The 25,861-nt window shown below is 57.5% G+C and carries 23 protein-coding genes; 11 read left to right on the top strand and 12 right to left on the bottom strand.

The window, feature by feature from the left end; translation table 11 throughout:
• The 5 genes from tolA to F568_RS0105250 all read left to right on the top strand — a co-directional run.
• The coding region (gene tolA / locus F568_RS24235; RefSeq protein WP_040475925.1) for a cell envelope integrity protein TolA at positions 1-539 on the top strand (539 nt) is incomplete at its 5' end.
• Entirely contained in the window at positions 536-1,828 is a 1,293-nt protein-coding gene (tolB, locus tag F568_RS0105235) for a Tol-Pal system beta propeller repeat protein TolB (RefSeq protein ID WP_019017657.1), read from the top strand. The genes tolA and tolB, both read left to right, overlap by 4 nt.
• A 34-nt stretch (positions 1,829-1,862) precedes the next feature.
• Entirely contained in the window at positions 1,863-2,402 is a 540-nt protein-coding gene (pal, locus tag F568_RS0105240) for a peptidoglycan-associated lipoprotein Pal (RefSeq protein ID WP_019017658.1), read from the top strand.
• Between the two features lie 18 nt (positions 2,403-2,420).
• Entirely contained in the window at positions 2,421-3,182 is a 762-nt protein-coding gene (gene ybgF, locus F568_RS0105245; protein ID WP_026300345.1) for a tol-pal system protein YbgF, read from the top strand.
• 61 nt (positions 3,183-3,243) lie between these two features.
• On the top strand, positions 3,244-4,005 hold the full coding sequence (locus F568_RS0105250; RefSeq protein ID WP_019017660.1) for a YciK family oxidoreductase: 762 nt from the start codon (positions 3,244-3,246) through the stop codon (positions 4,003-4,005).
• 61 nt (positions 4,006-4,066) lie between these two features.
• Here the strand turns inward: F568_RS0105250 and F568_RS0105255 are convergent, their stop codons facing one another.
• Genes F568_RS0105255 through F568_RS0105265 form a run of 3 tightly spaced genes read right to left on the bottom strand, consistent with a single transcriptional unit; the run spans position 4,067 to position 6,830 of the window.
• Positions 4,067-4,744, bottom strand: a complete 678-nt coding sequence (locus tag F568_RS0105255) for an HAD family hydrolase (RefSeq protein ID WP_019017661.1) — start codon at positions 4,742-4,744, stop codon at positions 4,067-4,069.
• Positions 4,741-5,481, bottom strand: a complete 741-nt coding sequence (gene ubiG, locus F568_RS0105260) for a bifunctional 2-polyprenyl-6-hydroxyphenol methylase/3-demethylubiquinol 3-O-methyltransferase UbiG (protein ID WP_019017662.1) — start codon at positions 5,479-5,481, stop codon at positions 4,741-4,743. The genes F568_RS0105255 and ubiG overlap by 4 nt, the downstream gene beginning before the upstream one ends.
• Complete coding sequence (locus F568_RS0105265) at positions 5,478-6,830, bottom strand: TRZ/ATZ family hydrolase (protein WP_019017663.1); 1,353 nt, start codon at positions 6,828-6,830, stop codon at positions 5,478-5,480. The genes ubiG and F568_RS0105265 overlap by 4 nt, the downstream gene beginning before the upstream one ends.
• Before the next feature lie 385 nt (positions 6,831-7,215).
• Between F568_RS0105265 and galU the strand changes: the two genes are divergently transcribed.
• Both galU and F568_RS0105275 read left to right on the top strand, forming a co-directional pair.
• Positions 7,216-8,106, top strand: a complete 891-nt coding sequence (galU, locus tag F568_RS0105270; protein WP_019017664.1) for a UTP--glucose-1-phosphate uridylyltransferase GalU — start codon at positions 7,216-7,218, stop codon at positions 8,104-8,106.
• A gap of 4 nt (positions 8,107-8,110) precedes the next feature.
• Positions 8,111-9,412, top strand: a complete 1,302-nt coding sequence (locus F568_RS0105275) for a nucleotide sugar dehydrogenase (protein ID WP_019017665.1) — start codon at positions 8,111-8,113, stop codon at positions 9,410-9,412.
• 90 nt (positions 9,413-9,502) lie between these two features.
• Here the strand turns inward: F568_RS0105275 and F568_RS0105280 are convergent, their stop codons facing one another.
• Positions 9,503-10,081: a superoxide dismutase gene (locus F568_RS0105280; protein ID WP_019017666.1), complete on the bottom strand. Its 579-nt coding sequence runs from the start codon at positions 10,079-10,081 to the stop codon at positions 9,503-9,505.
• A gap of 189 nt (positions 10,082-10,270) precedes the next feature.
• Between F568_RS0105280 and F568_RS0105285 the strand changes: the two genes are divergently transcribed.
• The 3 genes from F568_RS0105285 (at position 10,271) to tamB (ending at position 17,250) form a co-directional block, all read left to right on the top strand.
• Complete coding sequence (locus tag F568_RS0105285) at positions 10,271-11,167, top strand: hypothetical protein (protein ID WP_019017667.1); 897 nt, start codon at positions 10,271-10,273, stop codon at positions 11,165-11,167.
• 135 nt (positions 11,168-11,302) lie between these two features.
• Positions 11,303-13,162: an autotransporter assembly complex protein TamA gene (tamA, locus tag F568_RS0105290; protein WP_019017668.1), complete on the top strand. Its 1,860-nt coding sequence runs from the start codon at positions 11,303-11,305 to the stop codon at positions 13,160-13,162.
• The gene (gene tamB / locus F568_RS22240) at positions 13,126-17,250 is read left to right on the top strand and encodes an autotransporter assembly complex protein TamB (protein ID WP_444939600.1); all 4,125 of its coding nucleotides are present in this window, start codon (positions 13,126-13,128) and stop codon (positions 17,248-17,250) included. The genes tamA and tamB overlap by 37 nt, the downstream gene beginning before the upstream one ends.
• Here the strand turns inward: tamB and F568_RS24240 are convergent.
• On the bottom strand, positions 17,219-17,680 hold the full coding sequence (locus F568_RS24240) for a YchJ family protein (protein WP_083932975.1): 462 nt from the start codon (positions 17,678-17,680) through the stop codon (positions 17,219-17,221). The two genes, tamB and F568_RS24240, sit on opposite strands and share 32 nt — an antisense overlap.
• Positions 17,681-17,709: 29 nt before the next feature.
• On the opposite strand from F568_RS24240, the gene msrA reads away from it, so the two are divergent.
• The gene (msrA, locus tag F568_RS0105305) at positions 17,710-18,360 is read left to right on the top strand and encodes a peptide-methionine (S)-S-oxide reductase MsrA (RefSeq protein WP_019017671.1); all 651 of its coding nucleotides are present in this window, start codon (positions 17,710-17,712) and stop codon (positions 18,358-18,360) included.
• Here the strand turns inward: msrA and F568_RS0105310 are convergent.
• The 7 genes from F568_RS0105310 to F568_RS0105340 form a co-directional block, all read right to left on the bottom strand.
• The gene (locus F568_RS0105310) at positions 18,338-19,360 is read right to left on the bottom strand and encodes a hydrolase (RefSeq protein ID WP_019017672.1); all 1,023 of its coding nucleotides are present in this window, start codon (positions 19,358-19,360) and stop codon (positions 18,338-18,340) included. The two genes, msrA and F568_RS0105310, sit on opposite strands and share 23 nt — an antisense overlap.
• An 80-nt stretch (positions 19,361-19,440) precedes the next feature.
• Positions 19,441-20,745 (bottom strand): Xaa-Pro dipeptidase, encoded by a 1,305-nt coding sequence (pepQ, locus tag F568_RS0105315; RefSeq protein WP_019017673.1) that lies wholly within the window; start codon positions 20,743-20,745, stop codon positions 19,441-19,443.
• The gene (locus tag F568_RS0105320; RefSeq protein WP_019017674.1) at positions 20,742-21,653 is read right to left on the bottom strand and encodes a LysR family transcriptional regulator; all 912 of its coding nucleotides are present in this window, start codon (positions 21,651-21,653) and stop codon (positions 20,742-20,744) included. The genes pepQ and F568_RS0105320 overlap by 4 nt, the downstream gene beginning before the upstream one ends.
• Positions 21,654-21,724: 71 nt before the next feature.
• Entirely contained in the window at positions 21,725-22,789 is a 1,065-nt protein-coding gene (locus tag F568_RS0105325; RefSeq protein WP_019017675.1) for an ABC transporter ATP-binding protein, read from the bottom strand.
• The gene (locus F568_RS0105330; protein ID WP_019017676.1) at positions 22,786-23,823 is read right to left on the bottom strand and encodes an ABC transporter ATP-binding protein; all 1,038 of its coding nucleotides are present in this window, start codon (positions 23,821-23,823) and stop codon (positions 22,786-22,788) included. Before F568_RS0105330 ends, F568_RS0105325 begins: the two co-directional genes overlap by 4 nt.
• Positions 23,824-23,827: 4 nt before the next feature.
• Entirely contained in the window at positions 23,828-24,769 is a 942-nt protein-coding gene (locus F568_RS0105335; protein ID WP_019017677.1) for an ABC transporter permease, read from the bottom strand.
• A complete protein-coding gene (locus F568_RS0105340; protein ID WP_019017678.1) occupies positions 24,766-25,815 on the bottom strand; it encodes an ABC transporter permease in 1,050 nt (349 codons plus the stop codon). The genes F568_RS0105335 and F568_RS0105340 overlap by 4 nt, the downstream gene beginning before the upstream one ends.
• Positions 25,816-25,861 lie beyond the last annotated feature (46 nt).

The following is a 25,861-nucleotide window of genomic DNA, read 5'->3' on the forward strand; positions in this document are numbered from 1 at the left end:
AGCGTAAGGCGGAAGAAGAAGCCAAGCGTAAGGCGGAAGAAGAGGCCAAGCGTAAGGCGGAAGAAGAGGCCAAACGCAAGGCGGAAGAGGAAGCCAAGCGCAAGGCGGAAGAAGAGGCCAAACGCAAGGCAGCGGAGGAAGCACGCAGAGCTGCCGAGGCCGCCCGCCAAGCGTCTGCTTCATCGCTGGATAACTTGATCGATGGCGAGGCAGAGGCTATAGCCAATGCCAAGCAGGCTGCCCAGGCATCGAATGGGTTCATAAACTTGGTCAGGCGTGCAATAGAGCAGGCCTGGATATTGCCGGCAAGTGCTACCAACCAGCTCCGGGCGGTTGTGCGTATACAGCTGCTGCCGACTGGTGAACTGGTCAGCGCAAGAATCATCGAAAGCAGTGGAGATGGTGTCTTTGATCGCTCTGTGCTACAGGCCGTCGAGCGAGCTGCGCCATTCCGCGAATTAAGAGAGCTTCCTCTGGCCGCGCAGAGCCAGTTCCGTGAATTCAACCTGGACTTCAATCCCAAGGATGTACGCCGATGAAACGTGTTGTTTCTGTCATGGTCGGTTTATGGTTCGCGCTTTATATCAGCTTGGCCAGTGCGGATCTAACCATCGAGATCACCAAGGGCAGCGATCAGGCCATTCCCATCGCTATCGTCCCCTTTGCGACTCCAGAGCAGGGCACGCTTTCTGAAGACATTGCCCAGATTGTCAGTGATGACCTTGCCCGCAGCGGCCAGTTTTCTCCGTTATCGCGAAGTTCGTTGATCGCTCAGCCCAATCGTAGTGAAGACGTCCATTACCGTGATTGGCGCGCCGTGGACAGCAACTATCTCGTTGTCGGGCAAGTGACACCGGAGGGCGATGGCTATCGTGTTCAGTTCGAATTGATGGACATATATGGCGAACGCCGCATGCTCGGTGAAGTCGTGAACGTCGGCCGTGGTCAGTTGCGCAGTGCAGCTCACTACGTCAGTGACAAGGTGTTCGAGGCTGTTACCGGTACTCGTGGTGCCTTTTCCACGCGTATCGCCTATGTCACGGCCCAGGGGGCCGCTGACAACCGTCGCTATGCACTGCATGTGGCAGATGCTGATGGTCATAACAGCCAGCAGATCCTCTCCTCGCAACAACCCATTCTTTCACCAGCATGGGCTCCTGACGGTAACAAGCTTGCCTACGTCTCCTTTGAATCGGGCCGGTCAGCTATTTATATTCAAGATTTGGCAAGTAGTCAGCGTATCCAGGCGACATCTTTCGAAGGTATCAATGGCGCGCCTGCCTGGTCGCCGGATGGCCGCAAACTGGCTATGTCTTTATCAAAAGACGGACAACCAGAAATCTATGTCATGGATATCGCATCGCGCAGCTTCCGCCGTTTGACGGACAACTCTGCGATTGATACCGAACCCGATTGGGCGCCTGATGGACAAAGCCTGGTTTACACTTCGGATCGTAGCGGCGGACCACAATTGTACCGCTACAATCTTGCCAATGGGCAGGCAGAAAGAATAACATTTACCGGAAGCTACAATTCACGCGGTCGCTTCTCTCCCGATGGCAAAACGCTGTTTCTTGTCCATCGAGACGATCAGGGATTCCATGTTGCCAAGAAAGACCTGGGTACCGATCGCTTGACGATTCTTACTGATTCTCAGTGGGATGAATCACCAAGCGTGGCCCCGAACGGTAGCATGGTGATCTTCGCTACCCAGCAGGGAAATCGTGGTGTGTTGGGTGTCGTGTCGGCGGATGGTAATGCCTCTTACCGTCTGCCCTCGGCACAAGGCGATGTGCGGGAGCCCGCCTGGTCGCCTTTCATGAACTAATACGTGTCATTCTAATTCCGAGCAAGGAGTTACCATGCAATTCAAATCTTACGCCAAGTCTCTGGCTGTCGCCGTGTCCCTCGCTGTCATGGCTGGCTGTTCCAGCACTGGCGGCTCCCAGGACGGGAGCATGGATGGCACTGGCACTGCAGGAGGCGCAGCGGGTCAAGGGGTGACCAGCGGCCAGGCTAGTGGTTCCCAATTTGGCCAAGGGCAGGGGGCTGGTCAGGGCCAGGATTCACGCATTCCCGATCAGCGCACCATTTATTTCGATTACGACCGCGATACCATTCGTACCGAGTTCGAATCCGTGCTGACCGCACATGCCCAGTATTTGCGTTCCAATTCCAACGTGTCCGTGATCCTCCAAGGGCACGCGGATGAGCGCGGTACCCGTGAGTACAACCTGGGCCTGGGTGAGCGCCGTGCGCAGTCAGTCGAGCGCTTCCTGACCGTTCAGGGCGTGTCTCCCTCTCAGCTGGAAATTGTCAGCTACGGTGAGGAGCGCCCAGCTGTTGATGGCCACTCCGAACAGTCCTATGCTCAAAACCGTCGTGTGGTCTTCGATTACTAAGCTTCGACGGAGTCAAACATGAAACACGGTCTGAAAAGACTGTGCGGCGCGGGAGCATTGATGCTCCCGCTGTCCGTATGGGCAGCACCTGTGGTCGAAGACTTATCAGCCTCGTCCGGGTCCCGAACGTTCTATGAAAATACTCAGGCTCGTGAGCCCACGCCGGGCGCCAGTCTTCAGATACTCAACCAATTGCAGGAAAATCAGCGCCAGATTCAGGAATTGCGCGGCCAGGTCGAGGAGCTGCGTTATCAACTCGAGCAGCAGCGCAAGCTCGCGCAGGAACGCTACCTGGAATTGGAAAAGCGCATTGCTTCTGGCTCCGCCGGGCAAATAGGGGCTGCCAGTGCCGCCCAGACCGGAGGCGATCCTGAGGCTGCCAGTGCCGTGCAGGGCAGTAGCCAGGATGGACAGCAGGCCTATCAGGCGGCTTTCCAGAAAGTACAGGCGCGTGACTTCGATGCCGCTATCGAGGCATTCAATGCCTTCGTGCAGCAGTACCCGAACTCTCCATTACGCGCAAACGCCTATTATTGGTTGGGCGAACTCTATTCCAGCCGCTCCGAGCTGGAACCCGCCGCACAGGCATTCAGCACGGTCATCAGTGACTTCCCCCAGAGTAACAAAGTGCCTGATGCGCTTTATAAGCTGGGTTTGCTGAAGGCCCGCCAAGGCCAACCGGATGCCAGCAAACAGTTGCTGACACGGGTCCGCCAGGAATATCCGGAGAGCAATGCAGCCAGTATGGCAGCAGATTTCCTCAACCAGGCCGGCCTTTGAGAAGCGTAGCGTACGCTGAATTCCGGTGTGTCTGTCCTTCCGAAAGGCCGAGGGAGTCGTAATGACCTGCAAGATCGATTACCAGGCCCCGCCAAACCTCCTCAAGGATCGGGTGATACTGGTGACCGGTGCCGGTGATGGCATTGGCCGAGCCGCTGCGTTGGCTTATGCGCAGCACGGAGCGACGGTGGTCCTTCTTGGAAGGACTATCGCCAAGCTCGAGACGGTGTATGACGAGATCGAGGATACTGGTAGCCCACAGCCCGCCATTTACCCTCTCAATTTCGAAGGCGCCACCTTGAAGGACTATCAGGATATGGCCGACACCCTGCATAAGGAGTTCGGCCGTCTGGATGGCGTTTTACATAATGCAGGTCTGCTTGGACGAATTACTCCATTCGAGCAATACAATCCTGAGCTCTGGGATCAGGTCATGCAGGTTAATGTCAATGGCCCAGTCTGGATGACTCAGGCGCTGCTGCCTTTGCTTAAAGCAGCCGAGCATGCCTCCGTTATATTTACTTCATCAAGTGTAGGTCGGAAGGGACGAGCGTTCTGGGGCGCCTATGCCGTCTCCAAATTTGCAACCGAAGGGTTCGTCGAAGTACTCGCCGATGAGTTGGAAAATCTGACGAGCATTCGCGTGAATAGTATCAATCCGGGCGCGACCCGCACCCAGATGCGCAAGACGGCATTTCCAGGCGAAGATCCCAGCACGCTGCGTACTCCGCAGGAGATCATGCCTACCTATCTGTGGCTGATGGGACCAGACAGCCAAGGATGTAGCGGTGCGCGCCTTGACGCTCAACCTCCCCGCAAATGAGCCATTTGCGGCGTCTCGAAGAATCAAAAGGGCTCCGGTACCGGAGCCCTTTTGACTTCTTTCACTCCCCGCTAGCAATCAGCGCATTGACCAGTTCAGACGGACTATCGAACCAGCAGTCGGCTTGCCAGGCCTCGCGATTCTCTCCTTCATCAATATAGCCGTAGCCCACGGCGATGGCTGTCATACCGGCAGCATGAGCCGCTTGCATATCGCGGACATGATCACCGATGTACCAGCACTGCTCGGGTCGGATATCCAGCCGGCGTGCCGCCTCCCAGAGTGGCTCGGGTGAGGGTTTCTTGACAGGAAGATCGTCTGCACAGAGCAGCACGTGCGGTGATAACGATAGGGCGTCAAGGAGAGGCTCCGTATAAACACGCGGTTTATTGGTGACAATTCCCCAGCGCCGCGGGGGGGTTGCCCAGCGTTCCAGAAGTCGCTCCAGGCCGGAAAACACTCGGCTTTCTACTGCAACCTCCTTGCCGTAGGCAGCAAGAAGAAAGCGGCGGGCCTCGGCATGGTCGGGATGGTCATGTGATAGGCCGAGCGCTAACGTCACCAGGGCACTTCCGCCGTTGGAAACCTGGGCGCGTATGGTCTCGAACGACAAAGGGGGCAAGCCATGATGTTGACGCAGGGCATTAGTAGCTTTCGCCAGATCGGGGGCTGTGTCGATCAGCGTGCCATCCAGGTCGAACAGAAGGCATTGGGGAGATGACAGTGACTGTGGTGTCAAAGAGCCTCCTCCATCGTGCAGTGCATCATGTAATTGACCGACACATCGCGGGGCGTCAGGCGGTAGTGCTTGGTTACTGGGTTGTAGGTCAAGCCGCACTGCTCGCGAACGCGTAGCCCTGTGCCACGGCACCAGCCTGATAACTCCGAAGGCCGTATGAATTTACGGTAATCATGCGTTCCGCGTGGGAGAAGCCTGAGCACATACTCTGCGCCGAGAATCGCAAAGGCATAGGCCTTGGGATTACGATTGATAGTGGAGAAAAAGATGTGCCCTCCTGGCTTGGCCAGTGTCGCACATGCACGGACCACTGCCGCCGGGTCGGGGACGTGTTCGAGCATTTCCAGGCAGGTCACGACATCAAATTCGCCGGGATGCTGATGGGCCATTTCTTCGGCGCTTGCCTGCCGGTAAGTGACGTTGACTCCACTCTCCTGTTGATGAAGGCGTGCAACGGCCAGCGGAGCTTCGCCCATGTCGATCCCCGTCACATCGGCTCCACGATGTGCCATCGCCTCGCTGAGGATGCCGCCGCCACAGCCTACATCGACGACTCGTTTTCCGGCGAGGCCAGCCCGCCCATCGATAAAGTCCAGGCGCAGCGGGTTGATGTCGTGCAGAGGCTTGAATTCACTTTCTCTATCCCACCAGCGGCTAGCCAAGGCCTCGAACTTGGCGATCTCGTTATGATCGACGTTGCCACGATGATCGTTGATTTCACGTTGCGCTTGTGTCATGGAGCCTCTCCGGGTTGGCCTGGTAACGACATGGTCTGCTGATAGGCATGAGCCATGCGCTTGAGTTCATTTATGTCGATATCGACTAGCTGTCCTTCGTCAACGCGTAGCTTGCCGTTAATCCAGACATGGCTGACTTGCCGGCTGTGCATGGCGTAGACGATAGCCGAAGCCGGATGGTGCAGAGGCAATGTATTGATGGCATCTAAGTCGACCGCTATCAGGTCGGCGTCAAAACCCTCCACGAGCTGACCACGACGTTGAGACATTCCCAACGCCTTCGCCCCATCCCGTGTAGCCATGGCCAGGGCTGCCATCGCCGGCAGCGCGGCGGCATCGCCACTTACTGCCTTCGCGATGAGTGCGGCGCTTTTAAGTTCGTCGAACATGTCGAGATCGTTGTTGCTTGCTGCACCATCCGTCCCCAGCGCGACATTGACTCCTGCGGATTGCAGCCGGTCAACGGGGCAAAAGCCACTTGCCAGCTTTAGGTTGGATTGGGGGCAATGTATGACGTGCGTGTCGCTATCACTCAGTATCGTCAGGTCTTCATCATCAACCTGAGTGACATGGACTGCCTGGAAGTGCGGCCCTAGAAGCCCCGCCTCGTAAAGGCGCCGGATGGGTCGCTTGCCATGTTTCGATAATGCTTGTTCGACTTCATCGGCAGTTTCGTGGACATGCATCTGTATCGGCAGGCCCAGCTGTGCGCGAGCTTCAATCAGGCGTGCCAGGCTATCGTCTCCCACCGTATAGGGTGCATGTGGGCCATACGCCAGGTTGATCATGGGATGATTGTGATACCGCCCCGATAACGCCACGGTACGCTCTAGGCCAGCGCTAAAATCACTTGCCCACGGCGTCGGGAAGTCGATCAAAGGCGTGCAAAGCTGAGCGCGCATTCCGAACTGCTCGACTGCTACGGCGACGGGCTCGGGGGCTAGATACATATCGGAAAAAGTCGTTGTCCCCGAGAGTAGCATTTCAGCCATCGCCAAGCGCGTACCGTCAGCAACAAAGTCCGGCGTGACATGGGCCGCTTCCGCCGGCCAGATGTGCTCATTGAGCCATGTCATCAACGGCAGGTCGTCGGCATAACCGCGCATCAAACTCATGCCCGCATGGTTGTGCGCATTGATCAAACCAGGTAGTAGCGCGTGGTTTTTCAATCGCAATTTCCGCTTCGCTACGACACGCTTGTGAGCTTCATCGATAGGCCATGGCCCGAGTAAGCGTCCGGATTCAATGGCAATGGCATGATTCTCGAGAACCGGAAGCCCCTCGTTCATTGGCAGGATCCAGCGGGCCTCGATCAATAGGTCGGCATCGAGTGGTGCGATGGGGGGCATCACGGACCTCCGTCGATAAGATGCACGCATTCTACTATCTCTCGACATTTTTTGCGGCCCGTTGCACTCTTCCCGGATAATGTCTGATTGGCCCTGGCATCGAAATGTCTTGCTATGTGGCGCAAGAGAGAAGGGAGTTCGACAAGCATTGCTTCACGATAAGTTGAACGATTGCAACAGCCCATGTACGGTGATGACTCACTGTTACATTGGCGCTTCGGCACCCTGAGCCATGGATGGAAGTCAGCCAAGGTTTACATGGATCGGTGCGTATGCAAGTGAGCATGGCTCGATTTCCCTCGCGAGAGGGCTGTTGTAAGGTTGCTTGGTTACAACGTAACCATTCGTGTCATACTGAAAAACATCATCATGTTGGAGGGACCCCATGATTCGTAAGGCCGTACTTCCTGTTGCTGGACTAGGCACTCGCTGCCTTCCCGCCTCGAAAGCCATTCCCAAGGAAATGATTACCATCGTCGACAAACCGGTCATCCAGTATGTCGTCGAAGAAGCCGTGAAGGCAGGTATCAAAGAGATTGTGTTGGTTACGCATTCCAGCAAGGGAGCCATCGAGAACCATTTCGACAAGCATTTCGAACTCGAGACCATGCTCAAGGCCAAGGGCAAGGATGAAATGCTCGAAGAAGTACGCAATATCGTACCTGACGATGTCAGTATCATTAGCGTTCGACAGCCCGAAGCCCTGGGGCTTGGGCATGCCGTACTCTGTGCCCGTTCGGTAATTGGCGACAACGAACCTTTCGCTGTCCTGCTGCCGGACGTGCTAGTCGATGACGAAGGACGTCAGCGCAACGATCTCGCCGGCATGATCGAGGCCTATGAATCTACCGGTGATGCTCAGATCATGGTCGAAAACGTCCCCGAGGAGTTGGTGTACAAGTACGGTATCGTTGCGCTTGAAGGTGATGCGCCCGAGCCGGGAAAGAGTGCGCCGATTACAGGGATGGTGGAAAAGCCCAAGGTCGAGGATGCGCCATCGACACTGTCGGTTATCGGCCGCTATCTGCTGCCGGGCGAGATCTTCCCGGTATTGGCAGATACACCACCGGGTGCGGGTAACGAGATACAACTGACGGATGCCATCGATACCTTGCGTAAGCAGCATGGCGTAGCCGCCTTCCGTATGCAGGGAACCACATACGATTGTGGTCATCAGCTGGGCTATCTGGAGGCTACGTTATCCTTCGCCAAGCGCCATCCCAAGTTCGGCGAAGGTTTCAATGACCTTCTCAAGCGCTACGCCAACGAGGGGTAAGTCGATGCGAATCATCGTCCATGGTAGCGAGCTGGCTGCGGCGACTGCAGCCGCCGCTCTCTCCTCGGTGGGCCATCAGGTCGACTGGTGGCCGCACCCGGACACGCCCTGGTCACAACTCTCGCATGCCGAGTGGTTGACGGGGGAGCCCGGCGTGATTGATCAGATCGATTTGGGGCAGCGTACCGGCTCACTGCGATTGCTTGAAAATGGCGGCAGCAATGTCCATTTGTCGGGCGAGTATGATATCGCTTGGTTGGCCTTGGCGCCGGACCAGCGAGATGCCGCCGAACGTTTCATCGAATTGATTGCCGGACAGCAAAGCTCTCCATTGGTGCTCGTCAACAATTCGACATTTCCCGTAGGGCACACTGAAGGCCTGGAATCCCTGCTGCGCCATGCATCGCAAGTAGCGGTCGTGCTACCCGATATGCTGGAAGAAGGGCGCGCCTGGCAAGCCTTTACCCGACCCACGCGTTGGCTACTGGGTTGCGAGGATGATTGGGCTGAAGATCAGGTGCGTGAACTGCTGCGTGCCTTCAACCGCCGGGCCGAGCTCTTCCAGCGTATGCCTCGGCGGGCCGCCGAGCTGACCAAGCTGGCCATAAACGGCATGCTAGCTACACGTATCAGCTACATGAACGAGGTGGCGGGGCTGGCGGACTCGCTTGGTGTCGACGTCGAGTATGTCCGCCAAGGTATGGGTGCAGATACGCGTATCGGATATGAATATCTTTATCCCGGATGTGGCTTTGGGGGACCGAACTTCTCCCGTGACTTGATGCGCCTTGCCGACGTACAGCTGGCAACCGGGCGCGAGTCACAACTTCTCGAGCAGGTTCTCGATATCAACGAGAGCAAAAAGGAAACGCTTTTCCGAAAGTTGTGGGGCCATTTTCACGGTCAGCTTGAAAATCGCACCGTGGCCATATGGGGTGCTGCATTCAAGCCTGGGACCACGCGTATCGACCATGCACCGGTGCTGACCTTGTTGCGCGCGTTGTGGGCGCAGGGCGTACACGTTCGTCTGCATGATCCTGCGGCCCTGCCCGCAGTACGAAAGGAAGTAGGCAATCATCCACTGCTGACCTTATGTGAAGGATCCCCTTACGAAGCTTGCGAAGGGGCCGATGCACTGATTCTGGTAACAGAGTGGAAATGCTACTGGAACCCCGACTGGCGCCGGCTGGGAGAGATGCTCGGCGAGCGGCTTATCCTCGACGGGCGCAATATCTACGACCCGACTTATGTCGCTGCTCGTGGGTTGACCTACCGGGGGATAGGGCGACGTGCCGACCCTGCATAAAAGGCACTACATGTGAGCAATAAGACGCCCCGCTTCGCGGGGCGTCTTATTTGCTGCAATGAAGTGCTCTCGCTTGTATCGCTATCGCTATCAGCTGAAATTCTGGGCTGCGAACTCCCAATTGATGACGTTCCACACAGCGTCGAGGTACTTCGGGCGTGCATTGTGATAGTCAAGGTAATAGGCATGCTCCCATACATCGATGGTCAATAAAGGCGTCTGGTCGTGTGCGATAGGGGTATCGGCATCATCGGTATTGATGATATCCACTCCGCCATCGGTGGTTTTAATCAGCCAGGTCCAGCCGGAGCCGAAGTTGCTGACAGCCTTGGTATTGAACGTCTCCTTGAACTGGTCGAAGGATCCGAACCTGGCGTTAATGGCGTCTGCCAGAGGGCCGCTGGGCTCTCCGCCTCCGCTGGGAGACAGGCAGTGCCAGAAGAACGTGTGATTCCAGGCTTGCGCCGCTTGATTGAAAAGGGCTCCAGCGGAAGTTTTGATGATGGCCTCGAGCGACTTGCCTGCATCGGCGGTACCTTCTACCAAGTCGTTGAGCTTGGTTACGTAGGCCTGGTGGTGCTTGCCATAGTGATATTCCAAGGTCTCTGAAGATATATGCGGTTCCAGGGCATTTTTCTCGTACGGTAACGCGGGGAGTTCGAAAGTCATGGTCGTCTCCTTTTAACGGCACCGTGGAATACAGCGCTCGATAAAAAATCTTACAATACCAACCATCTGCAGGCGGTGTCGCATGAGCTTATCTTGCTAGGTTATGCTCACGAGACATGAGAACTATTTTGGAAATATAAGCGCGGTACTGCCCGCTTCGCTGTGCCAGGGAAAAGAGAGGAAGTCGACATGGTGGACCGCTCGGATGAGCCGCGCTTTAATACGCCGATCGTACCGGATCCCAGTGATGAACTGGCCGACCGACACCGTAGCGTGACGGTCTCCTCGGCACGCACGTGGCCCTTGTGGATGCTTAGCCTGCTCTTGTTGGCCGGCCTGGTGGGCATCGTCGGTGCCTACTGGTTCGATCGACAGGCTTGGCAGGCCGAGCAGCGCGAACTGCATGGGCAATTATCCAACCTCCATGCGCGCTTCGACAGCCTGGATGATCGATATGAAATTACTGGGATGGAAGAGAAGCTGGATGCGTTGAGCTCGGCTCAAAGAAACTTGCAGGAGCGGCAGGCTGGGCTGCAATCTGCCCTACAGAAATTGGAAAACAGTAGCGCGGATGCGTCTAATATCAATGAGCTGGTTGAGCGCCTCGATGCCGGTGAGGAAGAGCGCGATACACTCGCGGCCACGCTGGATGCCATGCAACGCTCGCTGAATATCATCGAAACGAGCGGTGAGGATGCCAGAACGGCCCTGCAAGAACGCCTGCTGGGCCTGGAGAACGCTCAGGATGCTACCGAGCAGGGGCTCGCATCGCTGCGCAACACGGTCAGTGAGGCCCAAACGAACATAGCTGGCCTGCGTGAGTCGAACCAACAGCTTGGGTCGCGTGTGACAGAGCTAGACAGTGCTTATACTGAGATTGAGAGCCAAGTACAGGATATGGCTGCTCTGCAGGAACGTCTGACGGATATGGTCTCGACTATCGAGACGCTACGCTCCGATAACGAAGAACAGCAGGCTCGTTTGGATCAGCTGGCATCACGTATCGGTAGCAATCAGGCAGGTCTCATGGAGCTTCGCCAGAGCCTGCTGGCGTTGAGTGCCAGTGTGGAGAGTCTTGGTGGCTAGGCAGGGGACGGTAGGCCATCTCACCGTTGGGCACTACTCAAGGATTAGAGAACCATGAAGATGAAGGAAACCAGCCGCCATTCCATGGCCGTCATACTGTCTGCCACCGGTTATTTATTACGGCAGCGTTGACGCATGCGTACATCCCGCCACGTCGTCTTGGCTGCTGCGTTGGCCTCTGGCCTGTTCACGGCATCGTCCTTGGCGTTAGACGCCGATATTCAGGGTATTGAAGGTGAGGCTGCCGCTAACGTGGCCAATTACCTTGCCGCTTTCGATGCCAGCGAGTATGGAAAGGATAGGGTACGCTCCCAAGTGGCTAGGCGTACCCGCGAAGCGCTCAAGGCCTATGGGTATTATGAGCCTGAAATCGATATCAGCCTGATTGGAGAGAATCCCGTCGAACGGGCCCGCCTACAGATTCGGCCAGGCCCTCGTGTGACCATCACCGAGTTGGACATATCCGTCGAAGGCGATGCCCACGACGACGAAGCCTTTCAACACGTGTTGGACGACTTGCCGCTTGCAGAGGGCGAACCGCTACGTCATGCGCCCTACGAGGCGCTACGTAGCCGTTTCTCCACGCTAGCCGTTGAGCGTGGCTATTTCGATGCCAGCTTTAGTGATCGGCGCATCGAAGTTCGGCCCTGGGAGGAAAGTGCGCGTATTTACCTGACGCTGGATAGCGGCGAACGCTACGTCTTCGGAAATATTCGTTTTGAAGGCAGCCAGATCGAAGAGAGCAGATTGCATAACATGATGCCTTTCGAGACTGGAAGTCCCTATCTTGCTGGCTCGTTGGCCGTGTATAGCCAACGTCTCGGTGAAACCGGCTGGTTCCGCAGTGTCAGCGTGCGTCCCCGTTTGCAGGCGTCTTCAGCCTCCCTCATCCAGGCGCATCGTGGCTGGTGGGACGCTGTCGATACCGGAGTGAACAATGGTGTAGCCGTCCTCGACGAACCACCCTTGTTATCAGCCAATGCTGTCAGTGCCGCGAGTCGCCTGGGGCGGGAGCGTCCCCCCAGGGTTCCGGTCGAGGTCAACCTGATCCCCGCTGATCGTCACAAGTTCGAGGTAGGCATCGGCTATGCAACCGATGTTGGACCACGTACCCAGTTTTCCTGGGAACAACCTTGGCTGAATGAGGACGGCGACAGCCTTAGCCACGAACTTTACCTGTCCGGGCCTGAGCAGATCTTCAGCGGGACCTATACCATTCCGCTCGCCAACCCGTTGACGGATAGCTATGAACTGACGTACGGGTTAAGACATGAAGATCACGAGGATACACAAAGCCTTGAAGCGTCCGCCGAAATCGCGCGCCGCTGGTTGTTCGAGAATGGCTGGACGCAACGACTCTTCTTCCGCACGACGTATGAAGACTTCACCCAGGCGGATCAGGAAGATCAGGTGCTATTGATGTATCCCGGCATCAGTTGGGCTCGGGTGCGTACACGTAATCCGCGTTTTCCTTCCTGGGGGGACAGGCAACGGCTTTCCCTCGCGGTCTCCAATGATGTCTGGGGCTCGGATGCCTCGTTCGTACGCGCCACGCTGGATTCTCAGTGGATACGTATGCTGGGCGAGGACACTCGCTTTGTCGGTCGCACCGGCATAGGCACAATGCATACGGACGATTTTGAAAAAATCCCTCCGTCATTACGCTTCTTTGCAGGCGGCGATCAGAGTGTTCGTGGCTATAGCTATGAAAGCCTGGCTCCAAAAAACGAACAAGGAGAGCTTCTTGGCGGACAACACTTGTTGACTGCCAGTCTGGAAGCGCAGCGACGCATTACCGGAGATTGGTGGGGGGCTGCGTTTGCCGATACAGGCAACGCGTTCAGTTCATGGTGGCCGGATGAATTAGCCACTGGGGCTGGCCTTGGTGTTCGCTGGGTATCTCCTGTAGGACCGGTTCGACTGGATATCGCACACCCCTTCGATAGTGAGGAAGATTCGTGGCGTCTGCATTTCGCCATAGGTCCCGAGTTTTGATTACCGCTTTGCTCCGTTTGCTGGTTTGGTTCCCTTTATGGCTCATCGGGTTGGTCCTGTTCCTACTGGGATTGGCGCTGTCCCCCTGGGGAACGTCTTGGCTCGTGAACCAAGGTGAAAAGCAGGGTTTCTTCTCGGTAGAAAGCGTTAGTGGGGCGCCGCTCGACGACTTGACACTGCAAGGCCTGGATATCACGGTTGGACCAGCAACCATCTGGATTGGCCGCTTGCATCTGGCGTGGGCCGAGGATTGCCTCCTCGACGGAAAATTGTGTCTGGACGCCCTGCAATTGGCAGACGTTGATGTGAGCATTCGCGAAGGTGATGCTACATCATCCCAAGCACCATCACAGGAGAGCACGGGAGGAGGTATGCCCTCGATCGCCGTGCCATTTCCTATCGAACTGCGCGATTTGGAACTACAAAACGTTGATGTCCTGTTACCAGACGGGACGCACCTTGCATTGCAGCGCTTTACATCGGGTGCTCGTATCACTGGGGACACCCTCACTCTGTTGCCGACTCGTGTGAGAGGCGGCAGGCTCGTGCTACCTGTCTCGCCTGGCCAGGCCCTGGCCATGCCTGAACGAATGAAGACTGAAGAGGACGAATCCGACAAGGGCATGGGAACGGATAGGCCATTGTTAACGCTGACGCCTGATGCCATCGATGGGGCAATTTCCGTCGCTTCCCAGCCGGAACAGGCCGTCCCCGGCAAAGAAGCGGAGGCGAATCAGGGTGAAACATTGCTGGCCAAGCGTGATCCAATTGACTTGCCTGATATCACATTGCCTTTGGCAATAAAGGTGCCCAGCCTCGTCGTCACAGATTTCGTCATCGATGGTCCAGAGCGTCATAGCATTGATCGCCTTGCACTCAGCATGGCAGGAGAAGGGCACGATATACGTTTGCATAGCCTGGCCATTACCTCCCCAGAGGCCGGTGCCGAGCTCAGTGCAAATCTCACCATGCAGGACGATTATCCCCTGAGTGCTGAATTGAACGCGGTCATTCATCGCGCTCCTGTGGCCGGTGAAGCGCTTTCCCTAGTGGCCGAGGGTAGCTTGGGTGACTTGTCAGTGAGTCTTGAGGCCAATGGACCTCTTGCGGCTTCATTGCAGGCGCGTGCCAACGTACTGGCACCTACTGTACCGTTCGAAGCGCTGCTCGAGGCGAAGCGCTTGCAGTGGCCGCTGGAAGAAAAGCAAATTAACCCGGCTGTGGTTGATGCCGCCATCGAGGTAACTACGGGAGCAAACCCCGCAGAGAGTGAGACGAGACTCATCAGCCAGGGGCAGACGCCCTACGTCGTGAGAGACCTTACACTGCGTGCCGATGGCGATCTGGCAGGCTACAAAGTCGCGCTCTCTACTGCCGTCTCGGGAGGGGAGCTCCCTGAGGAAGTCAGTTTGGCAATGACAGGCGAAGGGAATCTGGAGCGCTTTGCCTGGACTCCTCTGGCCGTATCGGCCGATAGAGGTGCATTGATCAGCCGAGGAGCCGTACGCTGGGCGCCCCGGCTCGAGGTCGATGCCAACTTGAATCTGGATCGCTTCTCTCTGGATGCCTTGACCGATGCTGTTCAAGGCCGATTGAGTGGTGATGCCAAAGTGCGTTTCGCCATGCGCGAGGAAGATGAGGGGTGGCAACTGGCGGTTCCTCAGCTCGACATCGAGGGGACGCTGCAGCAACGTCCGCTGTCGTTGCAAGCACAACTCAGCGGTAACAGTGATATGCGTTGGCAAATTCAGCAGTTGCGGCTGCGGCAGGGGGACAATCGTCTGACTGCGCAAGGCCACATTGCCGATTCCATGGACCTGAGCGGTGAGCTCAATGCTCCAGCGCTGGGCTCGATCCTGCCGGAACTGGGAGGGAGTGCGCAGGGACGCTTTACGGTTAGCGGTACGTTCGAAGCACCCCAGCTTGATCTTGCGCTCTCGGGTAATAACCTCCGCTATGCCGAGAATCGTCTCGACCGCCTTAGCCTGAATGCCGAGACGGACGGTTTGGAAGACCCACGCTTTGATGTAGCGCTAGATGCTTACGGTATCGAGGTGGGCGCTCAACGTATCGAGCAAGTTGATCTCGACCTGGATGGACGTCTCTCGCAGCATCGCCTTGAACTGGCGGTCGATGCAGCCGAGACGATGCCAATGTCGACAGCATCGCTGGCGTTGAGTGGGGGGCTAAATGCGCAGCGCAATCGCTATCAAGGGCGCCTGATCTCGTTGGCAGCCGATACCGAGCAAGCCGACCTACGCCTCGACGCTGCCGCCGGCTTCACCGTTTTCTTGCCGGAAGGGCGTTTCGAGGCTGAGCCCTTCTGTCTGGTACGCCAGGAGGGTGGCCAACTCTGTTCAGTGGAAACACTTCAAGCGTCAGCAGAGCGGGGCAGTGCCACGCTTGCCCTGCGTAACTTCCCCATGGATCTAGTGAACTCGGCGCTCCCTGAAGCCTGGTCGTCCGACGGGGAAAGCAACGGACGCGTCAATTTCAGCTGGTCGAGTGGCGGACGCTGGGCGGCACAAGCGGACTTGCAAAGCCGTCTGGCGTTGAGCGGTGAAGATGCCTACGGTCAGCCCTGGTCGCTCCCCGATTCTCAACTGTCAGTGCAGCTCGATGCCACGCCTGCCAGAGCCACGGTCGAGTCGACCTTGTCCCTGGCCGATTCCGGAGAGCTGACGGTGGATGCCTCGATCACGGACCCCACCGGTAATGCACGGTTGGGGGGAAGCATTGCATTGAACGATATCCGCCTGTCCCCGTATCGACGCTTGGCGACAGGTCTCGAACAGCTCGAGGGATCGTTGAATGGCGAAGTCGACTTGGGGGGGGCACTGACCGACCCCCGGCTTAATGGAAACCTCCAGCTTCGCGACTTGCAGGTTAGCGGGGGGGATATACCGGTTGCCGTTCGCGATGGCCGCCTGGATATTCAGCTCCAGGGCGATAACGCGACCCTGGATGGCTTCGTGGCTGCCGATGAAGGTCGCCTGGAACTACAGGGACAGGCGAGATGGCCATCACTTGGCGAATGGGTGGCCGAACTCGGCATCGAAGGAACCGAATCACCGTTCCTCGTCGAGATGCCCGAATTCGGTCGCATGCGACTTGCGCCCGATTTGGATATCAGTGTCACCCCTGAGCTGCTCCGTATTCGGGGAGATGTGAAGGTTCCCTGGGCACGTCTGGACGTAGCCAAGTCCGATTCGCCTCCCTCGGCCGTCGCCCCGAGCTCCGATGAGGTCATCATTACTCGGGAAGATGAAGAGCGGGCGCGTGAAGCAGCACGTCAGGCATTGCAAGAAGCTACGGAAGGAGCCGATGAGGCAACGGCTCAGGCGCTGCAAGAAGCCGGTATGCGTCTCGACGTGGCTGTCGATGTCTCTCTAGGTCCCGACGTACAACTCGAAGCCTATGGTCTGGAGGCGGAGCTCCAAGGCAACCTGCAGGTTCGCCAGACCACGGGGCCCGTCCAACTCTTCGGGGAAGTCAACTTGGTCGATGGGCGCTATCAAGCCTTTGGCCAGGACCTGATCATCCGCCGTGGGCAGGTACTGTTTAGTGGCCCGGCATCGCAGCCCCGCTTGCAGTTCGAAGCCATACGCAACCCTGAAACCACAGAGGATGAGGTAATTGCAGGCCTGCGTGTGACAGGACCAGCCTCGCAGCCCAATCTGTCCATCTTCTCTGAGCCCGCCATGGACGAAAGCCGAGCGCTATCCTATCTCCTGCGTGGACGGGCGCCGGATGATGCCGGCAATGACGGTGCGTTGACCTCGGCGCTTATCGGTCTCTCGCTGTCGCGCACCGGTGGCGCTGTGGGTCAGCTCGGCCAGGTTTTCGGTGTCGATGAGCTGAGCCTGGATACGTCAGGTAGTGGTGAAGAGAGCCAGGTCGTCGTCAGCGGCTATCTTTTCGACGACTTGAAGGTCAGCTATGGCGTGGGGATATTTTCGCCGATCGCCCAACTGACCTTACGCTACAAGCTGCTGCAGAATCTTTATGTCGAGGTGGTATCCGGTGCGGCTCAGGCCGTGGACCTGATTTATACCTTCAGTCTCGGGCGCAGCAACGCTTCGCCTTGAGACCGCTGCCGCAGGGGCAAGGGGCATTGCGTCCGATCGAGAGATGCCCCCACTCGGTGTCACCATCGACGTAGAACCATTGCTTCACAGTAGCATCGAAACGAAAACGGCTTGTCTCCCGCAGTGTAAAGAACCGACCATTCTGTCGGCCCAGGGCCTGAAAACGGACCCAGCCCTCGGGTGGTTGAACGTCACTGTTCTCGATATCCAGCCGGAGCCAGCGGGTTTGGCCATCGTCGAGTTCATGGCGGGGCGGACGGGTTTCGGGGGCCCACGTGTCGAGTAACACCTCGACATTCCCCAAGGCAAACGCTGTGAAGCGAGAGCGCATCAGTGCTTCGGGTGTGGCAGCGTGCGAGGGATCGAGATGCACCGGCTGGCAACATTGAATATAGGTGCTTTGACTGCCGCAAGGACAAGATTGAGACATATCATTCAAAACCAAGAGGAGGCGACTCCATGTGGTCACGTGACAAACAGCGTATGCCGACGGCCGAGGAAACTTTGCCGGGGCGTGATGACCCAGTGCGCATATCCGGCGAGCACCTCGTCAACGGCCACTCGATGATACCGCCTTTTCCGCCGGGCTGTGAGGAGATCGTCCTGGGACTGGGATGCTTCTGGGGTGCCGAGCGCCTGTTCTGGCAATTGCCTGGCGTATACGTCACTGCGGTCGGCTATGCTGGAGGGTTTACCCCCAATCCGGCATATGAGGAAACCTGTACCGGACGCACCGGGCATGCCGAGGTAGTACGAGTGGTATATGACCCCAGCGTGATCGGGCTCGACCGTCTATTGCAGGTTTTCTGGGAGGCTCACGACCCGACGCAGGGTATGCGTCAGGGCAACGATATCGGTAGCCAGTATCGCTCGGCGATCTATACCACCAGCGAAGCTCAGCATAGCGAGGCCGAGTTCAGCCGCGATCGGTACCAGCAGGCACTGACGCAGGCTGGCAAAGGCACGATTACCACCGAAATCGCTCCGCTCGAGACGTTCTACTATGCGGAGGAATATCACCAACAGTATCTGGCCAAGAATCCGGGGGGCTATTGTGGTCTGCGTGGTACAGGGGTGAGCTGCCAGCTCAACCCGGCCGGTTCGTCATGACGTGTAATTGACGCGGCACACTGGCCCAATCCTGCAGTTGCCGGCACACGCGACGTGCCATCCACGAACCAAGACGGCCCTGCCGTGATTCGACAAAACCGACATGGCCACCATGGCTGGCGATTTCGATGCGCACGGCATCGCTGGGCGTTGGAAGGCGCTCGAACATGTCGCCAGGCATGAACGGGTCGTCGGCAGCATGCAGGATAAGGGTCGGCAATTCGATATCGCCTACCAAGCGTCCAGCAGAGGCACGACGGTAATAATCACTGGCGGAACTGAAGCCATGAAGCGGAGCAGTTACCTCGTTGTCGTAGGCCCAGAAGCTGTCCAATCGGCCGAGCTGGTATGATGACAGGCTGAGGGGAAGCGTATCGGTGGCCATCTTTGCAATAATCTTAAGCTTGAGCGATTTCAGCAGATAACGCTGATAGTGGCGTGAAAAACCGCGATTGAGCGCATCGGCGCAGGCGGCTAGATCGAGGGGGGCACTGATTGCGATAGCGCCGGCCAGGTCGAGGCCGTCACCGCCCTGTTCAGCGACCAGCTTGAGAAGCATGTTACCACCCAGAGAAACACCCGCAGCCACCTTGATCGCCCGAGGATAACGACGGGCGAGCTGGCCAATAAACCAGTAGGCGTCTGCGGTATCACCCGAGTGGTACGCTCTCGGCAAACGATTGGGAGCCTGACCACACCCCCGAAAGTGCATCATTACTGCTCGCCAGCCCAACGCACTGGCGGCTGCCAATATCTCTCGGGCATAGGGGGAGTCGAATCCTCCCTCCAGCCCATGAAACAGCACGAAGACCGGCGCGTCTTCATGCATGGGGGCAGGACGCACCCAAGCCAGCTCAACGAAGTCTCCGTCAGGGAGATTGAGAATCTCCGTATCGCGTGCGAGCGTCGTCAGGGGGCGAAGGCGTGGCAACAGGGTTTGGACGTGGCGGTTGCTAAGCCCCCTGGCGGGCCGGAAGTCTGCGGGGACGATGCGTGACATACTGACCTCGCTGCGTATTCCTTTATCAGAATATCTTTCCCGCACCGGCTGGCAAGTAGCCAAAAGGCGACTCAGTGACCTTAGTCGATCCGTGTCAAGTTTTCATGGCCCTCTGCAGTAACAAGAATATTGTCTTCGATACGTATCCCGCCATGACCGGAAAGGGCATCCACCTGTTCCCATTCAATGTGCCGCCCGGTTGCTGTTTCACGCAATGGATCGAGTAACAGGCGAATGAAATACAGGCCAGGTTCCACAGTAACGACCATTCCGGTTTCCAGCTCTCGCGTCAGTCGCAGGGCGGGATCGGTTTCCGGGGCCGGCAGCGGATGCCCGTCAGGCGAGACGCGTCCACCCACATCGTGCACTTGCAGCCCCAGCAGGTGACCTAACCCATGCGGACAGAAGGCACGAGTGATACCTGTGTCGACGGCGGCGTCGGCGCTGCAACGGACCAGGCCGTGTTCAGCCAGTAGCTGCCCCAAGTACTGATGCATAAGATGGTGCACGGCTACGAAGGAAACCCCAGGGCGGATATCTTCAATCAGGCGTTGCTGCATCGCCTTCAGCGAATCGATCAGAGCGTTAAATCGTGGGTCGGCATCACGGCCCGACCAGGTGCGTGTGATGTCGGAAGCATAGCCGGACACGCTACGGCCGGCATCGACCAGCAGGCTCTTGTAGCTTGCCGGGGACCTAAGGTCATAATGCTGGTAATGGAGCACGCCAGCATGAATGTTCAAACCTACAATGTTCTGGTAGGGGACGTCGGATTCGCGTTGCCGACTCGCCCCCAGGTAAGCCAGTTGGATATCGAGTTCCGCGGCGCCAGCTACGAAAGCAGTGTATGCCGCTTGATGACCGGCCAGGGCCAGGCGGTTAGCCTCACCGATGCAGTCGATTTCATAAGCGGTCTTGCGAACTCGCAACTCATCCAGTGCCAGCACGAGTGCTGGCGGGTTGGGCTCGCCGCCTAGGCGCTGGGCAACGTGGGCGGACACATCGCCGAGTACCGCCAGCCGCCCTCCAGTAAGCGCGGGGGGCAAGGTTTCGGTTGTCAGGCGTATGTCGAAGCGAGACACCCACGGTGCGTCGGGAACCTCAGGTGATAAATGCCAAAAGTCCTCCGGCGCATGCAGCCACAATACCGGCTTCTTGCCGGGACGAATCCACAGCCAGCTGTGGCTCAGGCCTGGCAGAGGCACCCAATGCAGGAAATGCGCGTAGCTGCGGAACGTGGCGGCCTGATCATCGGCATAATGAACGCGGGGCGCACCACTATAAATGAGGATGCTGTCATAGCCATGTTTTTCGGCCAGTCTCTGATAGGCACTTTCGAGTCTATCCAAATGATCCTGATGGCTCGCTGCCCTTTCCTCGGTCATGTTGCGATCTCCTGGAGTTGTTTCCACAGGGCGTCCAGTCCCGGATGGCGGTGTTCGCGGTAGCGGTAAAGGCGCAGCTCGAGCGGTACCGCCCAGCGCTCGTCACCGGCATGCACGAGTTCGCCGCTTGCCAGGGAGCGCTGCACCGTTCGCAGCGGTAGCCAGCCGATGCCATAACCCTGGGTAACCAATTCCTTGATATTGGCCGTCTGTACATTCTCATTGAGTTTCATCAAGTGCACTTCCTGTGTGGCCTGCGCCAGCCTGGCTTCGAGGACGGCATGCAACAGCCCACGCGGATGGTAGGCAATGTAGGGCAATGGCTGGCGGCGTTGGCCGGGCAGAGCGTAGCGAGGCTTGCCAACGTCGTCCGGGGCACTGACGGGAATCAGCGTCTCGGTATCGATGCGCAGATGCTCATACGCAGACAGATCCAGGGCAAGCGGACAACGCCCCCGGGGCCAGTAGCAGAAAGCCAGGTCGCACTCGTCACGTTCCAAAGCATGAAAATAGTCGGCCAGTAGCCAACTTGTCGCACGTAGGTAAGGCTCAACGCGATCCTTGAGTTCATGCTGAGCAAGCCAGGCGGGCAACACATAGGACAACACGCTCTGGGGAGCGGCAATCACGATACGTCTAGCCTGATTGTCAGCGATCTGATGCAAGCGCTCACGGGTCAGGCGCACCCGCTCGGTAACGTGCTCGCACAGCAACAGGAACTCTTCGCCTGCCGGAGTCAAGGACAGCGGCAGCGTCTGACGATTGACCAGGGTCAACCCCATTTCCTCCTCAAGCAGCTTGATGCGTCGCGAGAAGGTGGGCTGCGTAACATTTTGCGCTTCGGCTGCACGTGAGAAATGGCGCGTCTTGGCCAGGGCAATGAAGTCTTCCAACCAGCGAATCTCCATTAATTACCCCAAGCACTCTGGTGCGTTTGGACCTGAACAGCGTGACTCTGCCGATATGCCTGCGTCATTGTTCATGCCGTGATTCGGCCTTCTTCGACTGCGTGGCAGGCGACGCGCGTGCCACCGCTGCTCGCTATCAGTTCTGGGATCTCCTGTCGGCAGCGCTCGTTGGCATGTGGACAACGGCCATGGAATACACAACCGGACGGCAGATTTACCGGCGTAGGCACTTCACCGGAAAGGCGGATATGGTCGGGGCGATCGTCTTCCAAGCGAGGAATGGCCGAGAGCAACGCTTGAGTGTAGGGATGCTGTGGCGCAGCGAACAATTGGCGTGTTTCTGCGATCTCGCACACTCTCCCCAGATACATGACCACGACACGCGTGCCGAAATGCTCGACGACGGCAAGATCATGGGTGATGAACAGGTAGGTTAAATGCCGTTCGCGCTGGGCATCCATCATCAGGTTGAGAACCTGAGCCTGGATTGACACGTCCAGGGCAGAGATAGGCTCGTCGGCCACGATGAATTCTGGATCGACTACCAAGGCACGTGCAATCGCAATACGCTGCCGCTGGCCTCCCGAGAATTCGTGTCCGAAGCGCTTGCCCCAGTCAGGATCGATCCCTACCGAGCCCATCACTTCAGTGACCTGCTGGCGAATGCGCTCACGGCTCCAATCCGGATGGTGAAAGCGCAATGGCTCTTCCAGCGTCTGCTGAATAGTCATACGCGGGTTCAGCGAAGCATAGGGATTCTGGAAGATCATCTGCATGCGGCGACGAAAGGGCAGCAGTTGGCGTGGACTAAGGTTATCGATGCGCTGGCCATCGTAATGGATTTCTCCTCGCGATGGTGACAGCAGGCCCATGACCATACGTGCCACGGTTGACTTGCCGCAGCCTGACTCGCCGACCACACATAGCGCTTCACCGCGGCGAACGTCGATGTCGACACCATTGATCGCATGGACGTAATCCTGGCGACGGACCAGCTTGCCACGCTCGAAACGCAACTGATCGAGGAAATCCCCTGACAAGGGAAAGCGCTTCTCGAGACCGCGAATCTCGAGCAGTGTCGAGGCGGCGCGCTCCGGGACCGCAGTCTCGGTGACTTGTGTAACAGCCTGGCTCATGAAACCCCCTGAGATGCCTTGGACGGACCACTGTCGTGCGGGTCACGCTCGACCAGGTCACGCACCATGTGACAGGCAACATGACAGTTACCCGACGTGACGAAGCCAGGCACCAGCCCACGACAATCGCGACGCGGGTTGCCCTCGTCATCCATGGAAAAACTGCAGCGCGGATGAAATGCGCAGCCGGGAGGAGTGTTAGCCAGCGAAGGCATGGCTCCGGGAATCTGATTGAGACGCTGACCGGGTGTCGCCATCTGTGGCAGGGCATTGATCAGGCCCTGGGTATATGGATGCTGGGCGTCGTTGATGATTTCCCGGGTCGGTCCCTGCTCGATGACGCGTCCGGCATACATTACCAAGGTGCGCTGGGTGACTTGGCTGACCACGCCAAGATCGTGGGTGATCAGGACCAAAGCCACGTTGTGCTTTTCACACAATTCCAGCAGCAGCGTCATGATTTCCGCCTGAATGGTGACGTCCAGTGCCGTCGTCGGCTCGTCTGCGATGATGATGTCCGGATCAAGCAGTAGCGCGATGGCAATGATGATGCGCTGACGCATACCGCCTGACAGTTCATGCGGATACTGATCGAGTCGCTTTTCGGGAGACGGAATATAGACCTGTCGGAGCTTGTTCAAGGCAATGTTGCGTGCGTCCCTGGTACTGATGCGGCGATGAGCCTTGAGACACTCGACCATCTGTTCCCCGATTGACAGCACCGGATTGAGCGTCATCATCGGGTCCTGAAAGATCATCGAGATTTTGTTGCCGCGTATCTTCTGCAGCGCCTTGGGCTTCAGGGTGGTCAGTTCCTGGCCGTCGAAGCGGATGCTGCCGCCGGCGATGTAGCCCGGTTTGGCGATCAGATTGAGAATAGTAAAGGCAGCCACGGACTTGCCGGCGCCCGATTCGCCCACGATGCCTAGGCGCTCGCCCCGGTCGAGCGAGAAACTGATATCGCGCAGGGCTCTAACCTCGCCTTGCCGCAATGCGAAGCGCACATCGAGATTGGTAACTTCGAGGAGTGCCATGCGATCAGCCCTTGTAGAGACGGGGGTTCATGACGTCACGCAGCCAATCACCCAGGAGATTGATTACCAGCACCAGAACGACCAGCACAGTGCCGGGAATCAGCGTGATCCACCATGAGCCGGATTGGATGTAGTCGAAACCGGACTTGATCAGCGAGCCAAGGGAAGGCTGCGTTTCCGGCATGCCCAAGCCAAGAAACGACAGTGCCGCCTCAGAAATGATGGCATTGGCGACCTGCACGGTGGAAATGACGAAAATCGGCGATAGGGTATTGGGCAGGATGTGCCGGAACATGATGCGCTTGGCCCGGAAACCCATGACCCGCGCTGCATCGACGTACTCCTTGCTGCGTTCCGCCAACACCGAGGCGCGTACCGTGCGCGCATACTGAGGCCATTCGGCCAGTCCGATGATTAGCACAAGCAACACCACGGCATATTCACTGAAGGTCTCTCCACCGAAAGTAGCCTTGAATACGGCACCGACAATGATCGCGACCATCAAGGTGGAAAACGAAAGCTGGATGTCTGCCAAACGCATCAGGAAAGCATCGACACGACCGCCGAGGTAACCTGCCAGCAGACCGAAGGAGATACCGATCAGCGCCTGAAGGATGACAGCACCGAAGCCGATGATCAGCGATACCCGTGCCCCATAGAGTATCGTTGACAGCAGGTCGCGCCCCTGGGCATCGGTACCGAGCAGGTATGACGGATCGCTGCCCGCTATCCAGAAAGGCGGCAGTTCCGAGCTGAGGATATCAATCTGCGCCAGATCATAGGGATTCATGGGAGCCAGCCATGGGGCCAGGAAGGCTGCCGCGACCATGGACACGAACACTAGCAGGCAAGTCTGGGCAACCAGATCGCGCTTGAAGCTATAGAGCAGATACGAGTCACGGAAGCGTGCCCAATGCGAGGGCACAGGTGGCGTTGTTGTAGTCATGCGGGCTTGCCTGTCAGTTTGACGGTGGGGTTCACCAACCCATAGATCAGATCGACCAGGGTATTGGTGATCACGAAGATCAGGCCAACCACCATCAGGTAAGTGATGATCAACGGAATGTCGGAGCGCTCGATGGCATCGAGAAACATCAGGCCCATACCGGGCCACTGGAAGACGGTTTCGGTAAGGATGGTGAAGGCTACCAGCGTGCCGATCTGTACGCCGCCGACAGTGATGACAGGCAGCATGGTGTTCTTGAGCGCATGCAGGAAATAGATCCGGCGCATGCTGATGCCCTTGGCCTTGGCGAACTTGACGTAATCCGATTGCAGCACTTCGAGCATTTCGGCGCGGATCAGGCGAATGAACAATGGCAGCATGATCGAGGCCAGAGAAATGGCCGGTAGCACCAGGTAGACCAGGCTGTCCCAAGAGGCATAGTTGGTATACCAGGTACCGAACACGTGGGTCAGATCGTTACCGCGGCCATAGGCCGGCATGCCGCCTTCTGTGGAGAGCAACCCATTGAGCCAACTACCCCAGCCAATGTCTTCAGGAAAAGGGGTGATACTGATGCCGATCGAGAAGATCTGAATAAGGACAATGGCAGTCAGGAAGACCGGGATCGAAATGCCGACTATCGACACTCCCATAAAGAGTCGTGACAGCGGCGAACGTGGTTTGATCGCGCTGTAGACGCCGATAGGGACAGATAATGTGACAATGAGAAAGGTTGCGGCAGCTACGAGTTCGAGTGTGGCAGGCAGATGCCTCAGAATCACCTCGGTGGTCGGCTCGTTGAAGAAGTACGAATAGCCGAAATCGAACTGCAATGCATTCTTGGCAAAGCGAAGGTACTGTACCAGGAACGGATCGTTCAAACCGAGCTCTTCACGTAAAGTGGCGCGTTCGCTCTCGGGGACCGACTGGCCGACCATCTGTTGGATCGGATCGCCGAGGTTGTCCTGGATGGCGAAGCTGATCACGCTGATGATGAACATTACCAACAAGGCGTGAAACAGGCGTTTGATCAGAAAGGCAATCATGGATTGCTGGTCCTGTCTTGGAACGAAAGGCATCACGGCGGGAAGC

Source organism: Modicisalibacter luteus DSM 23508, assembly GCF_000378505.1.
In the GTDB taxonomy this organism is placed as follows: Bacteria; Pseudomonadota; Gammaproteobacteria; order Pseudomonadales; family Halomonadaceae; genus Modicisalibacter; species Modicisalibacter luteus.

What these genes read in the sequence shown, in the direction of transcription:
- tolB (WP_019017657.1), top strand. Translation starts at nt 536, where the DNA reads ATGAAACGTGTTGTTTCTGTCATGGTCGGTTTATGGTTCGCGCTTTAT.
- pal (WP_019017658.1), top strand. Translation starts at nt 1,863, where the DNA reads ATGCAATTCAAATCTTACGCCAAGTCTCTGGCTGTCGCCGTGTCCCTC.
- ybgF (WP_026300345.1), top strand. Translation starts at nt 2,421, where the DNA reads ATGAAACACGGTCTGAAAAGACTGTGCGGCGCGGGAGCATTGATGCTC.
- F568_RS0105250 (WP_019017660.1), top strand. Translation starts at nt 3,244, where the DNA reads ATGACCTGCAAGATCGATTACCAGGCCCCGCCAAACCTCCTCAAGGAT.
- ubiG (WP_019017662.1), bottom strand. Translation starts at nt 5,481, where the DNA reads ATGACACAAGCGCAACGTGAAATCAACGATCATCGTGGCAACGTCGAT.
- F568_RS0105265 (WP_019017663.1), bottom strand. Translation starts at nt 6,830, where the DNA reads ATGCCCCCCATCGCACCACTCGATGCCGACCTATTGATCGAGGCCCGC.
- galU (WP_019017664.1), top strand. Translation starts at nt 7,216, where the DNA reads ATGATTCGTAAGGCCGTACTTCCTGTTGCTGGACTAGGCACTCGCTGC.
- F568_RS0105275 (WP_019017665.1), top strand. Translation starts at nt 8,111, where the DNA reads ATGCGAATCATCGTCCATGGTAGCGAGCTGGCTGCGGCGACTGCAGCC.
- F568_RS0105280 (WP_019017666.1), bottom strand. Translation starts at nt 10,081, where the DNA reads ATGACTTTCGAACTCCCCGCGTTACCGTACGAGAAAAATGCCCTGGAA.
- F568_RS0105285 (WP_019017667.1), top strand. Translation starts at nt 10,271, where the DNA reads ATGGTGGACCGCTCGGATGAGCCGCGCTTTAATACGCCGATCGTACCG.
- tamA (WP_019017668.1), top strand. Translation starts at nt 11,303, where the DNA reads ATGCGTACATCCCGCCACGTCGTCTTGGCTGCTGCGTTGGCCTCTGGC.
- F568_RS24240 (WP_083932975.1), bottom strand. Translation starts at nt 17,680, where the DNA reads ATGTCTCAATCTTGTCCTTGCGGCAGTCAAAGCACCTATATTCAATGT.
- msrA (WP_019017671.1), top strand. Translation starts at nt 17,710, where the DNA reads ATGTGGTCACGTGACAAACAGCGTATGCCGACGGCCGAGGAAACTTTG.
- F568_RS0105310 (WP_019017672.1), bottom strand. Translation starts at nt 19,360, where the DNA reads ATGTCACGCATCGTCCCCGCAGACTTCCGGCCCGCCAGGGGGCTTAGC.
- pepQ (WP_019017673.1), bottom strand. Translation starts at nt 20,745, where the DNA reads ATGACCGAGGAAAGGGCAGCGAGCCATCAGGATCATTTGGATAGACTC.
- F568_RS0105320 (WP_019017674.1), bottom strand. Translation starts at nt 21,653, where the DNA reads ATGGAGATTCGCTGGTTGGAAGACTTCATTGCCCTGGCCAAGACGCGC.
- F568_RS0105325 (WP_019017675.1), bottom strand. Translation starts at nt 22,789, where the DNA reads ATGAGCCAGGCTGTTACACAAGTCACCGAGACTGCGGTCCCGGAGCGC.
- F568_RS0105330 (WP_019017676.1), bottom strand. Translation starts at nt 23,823, where the DNA reads ATGGCACTCCTCGAAGTTACCAATCTCGATGTGCGCTTCGCATTGCGG.
- F568_RS0105335 (WP_019017677.1), bottom strand. Translation starts at nt 24,769, where the DNA reads ATGACTACAACAACGCCACCTGTGCCCTCGCATTGGGCACGCTTCCGT.
- F568_RS0105340 (WP_019017678.1), bottom strand. Translation starts at nt 25,815, where the DNA reads ATGATTGCCTTTCTGATCAAACGCCTGTTTCACGCCTTGTTGGTAATG.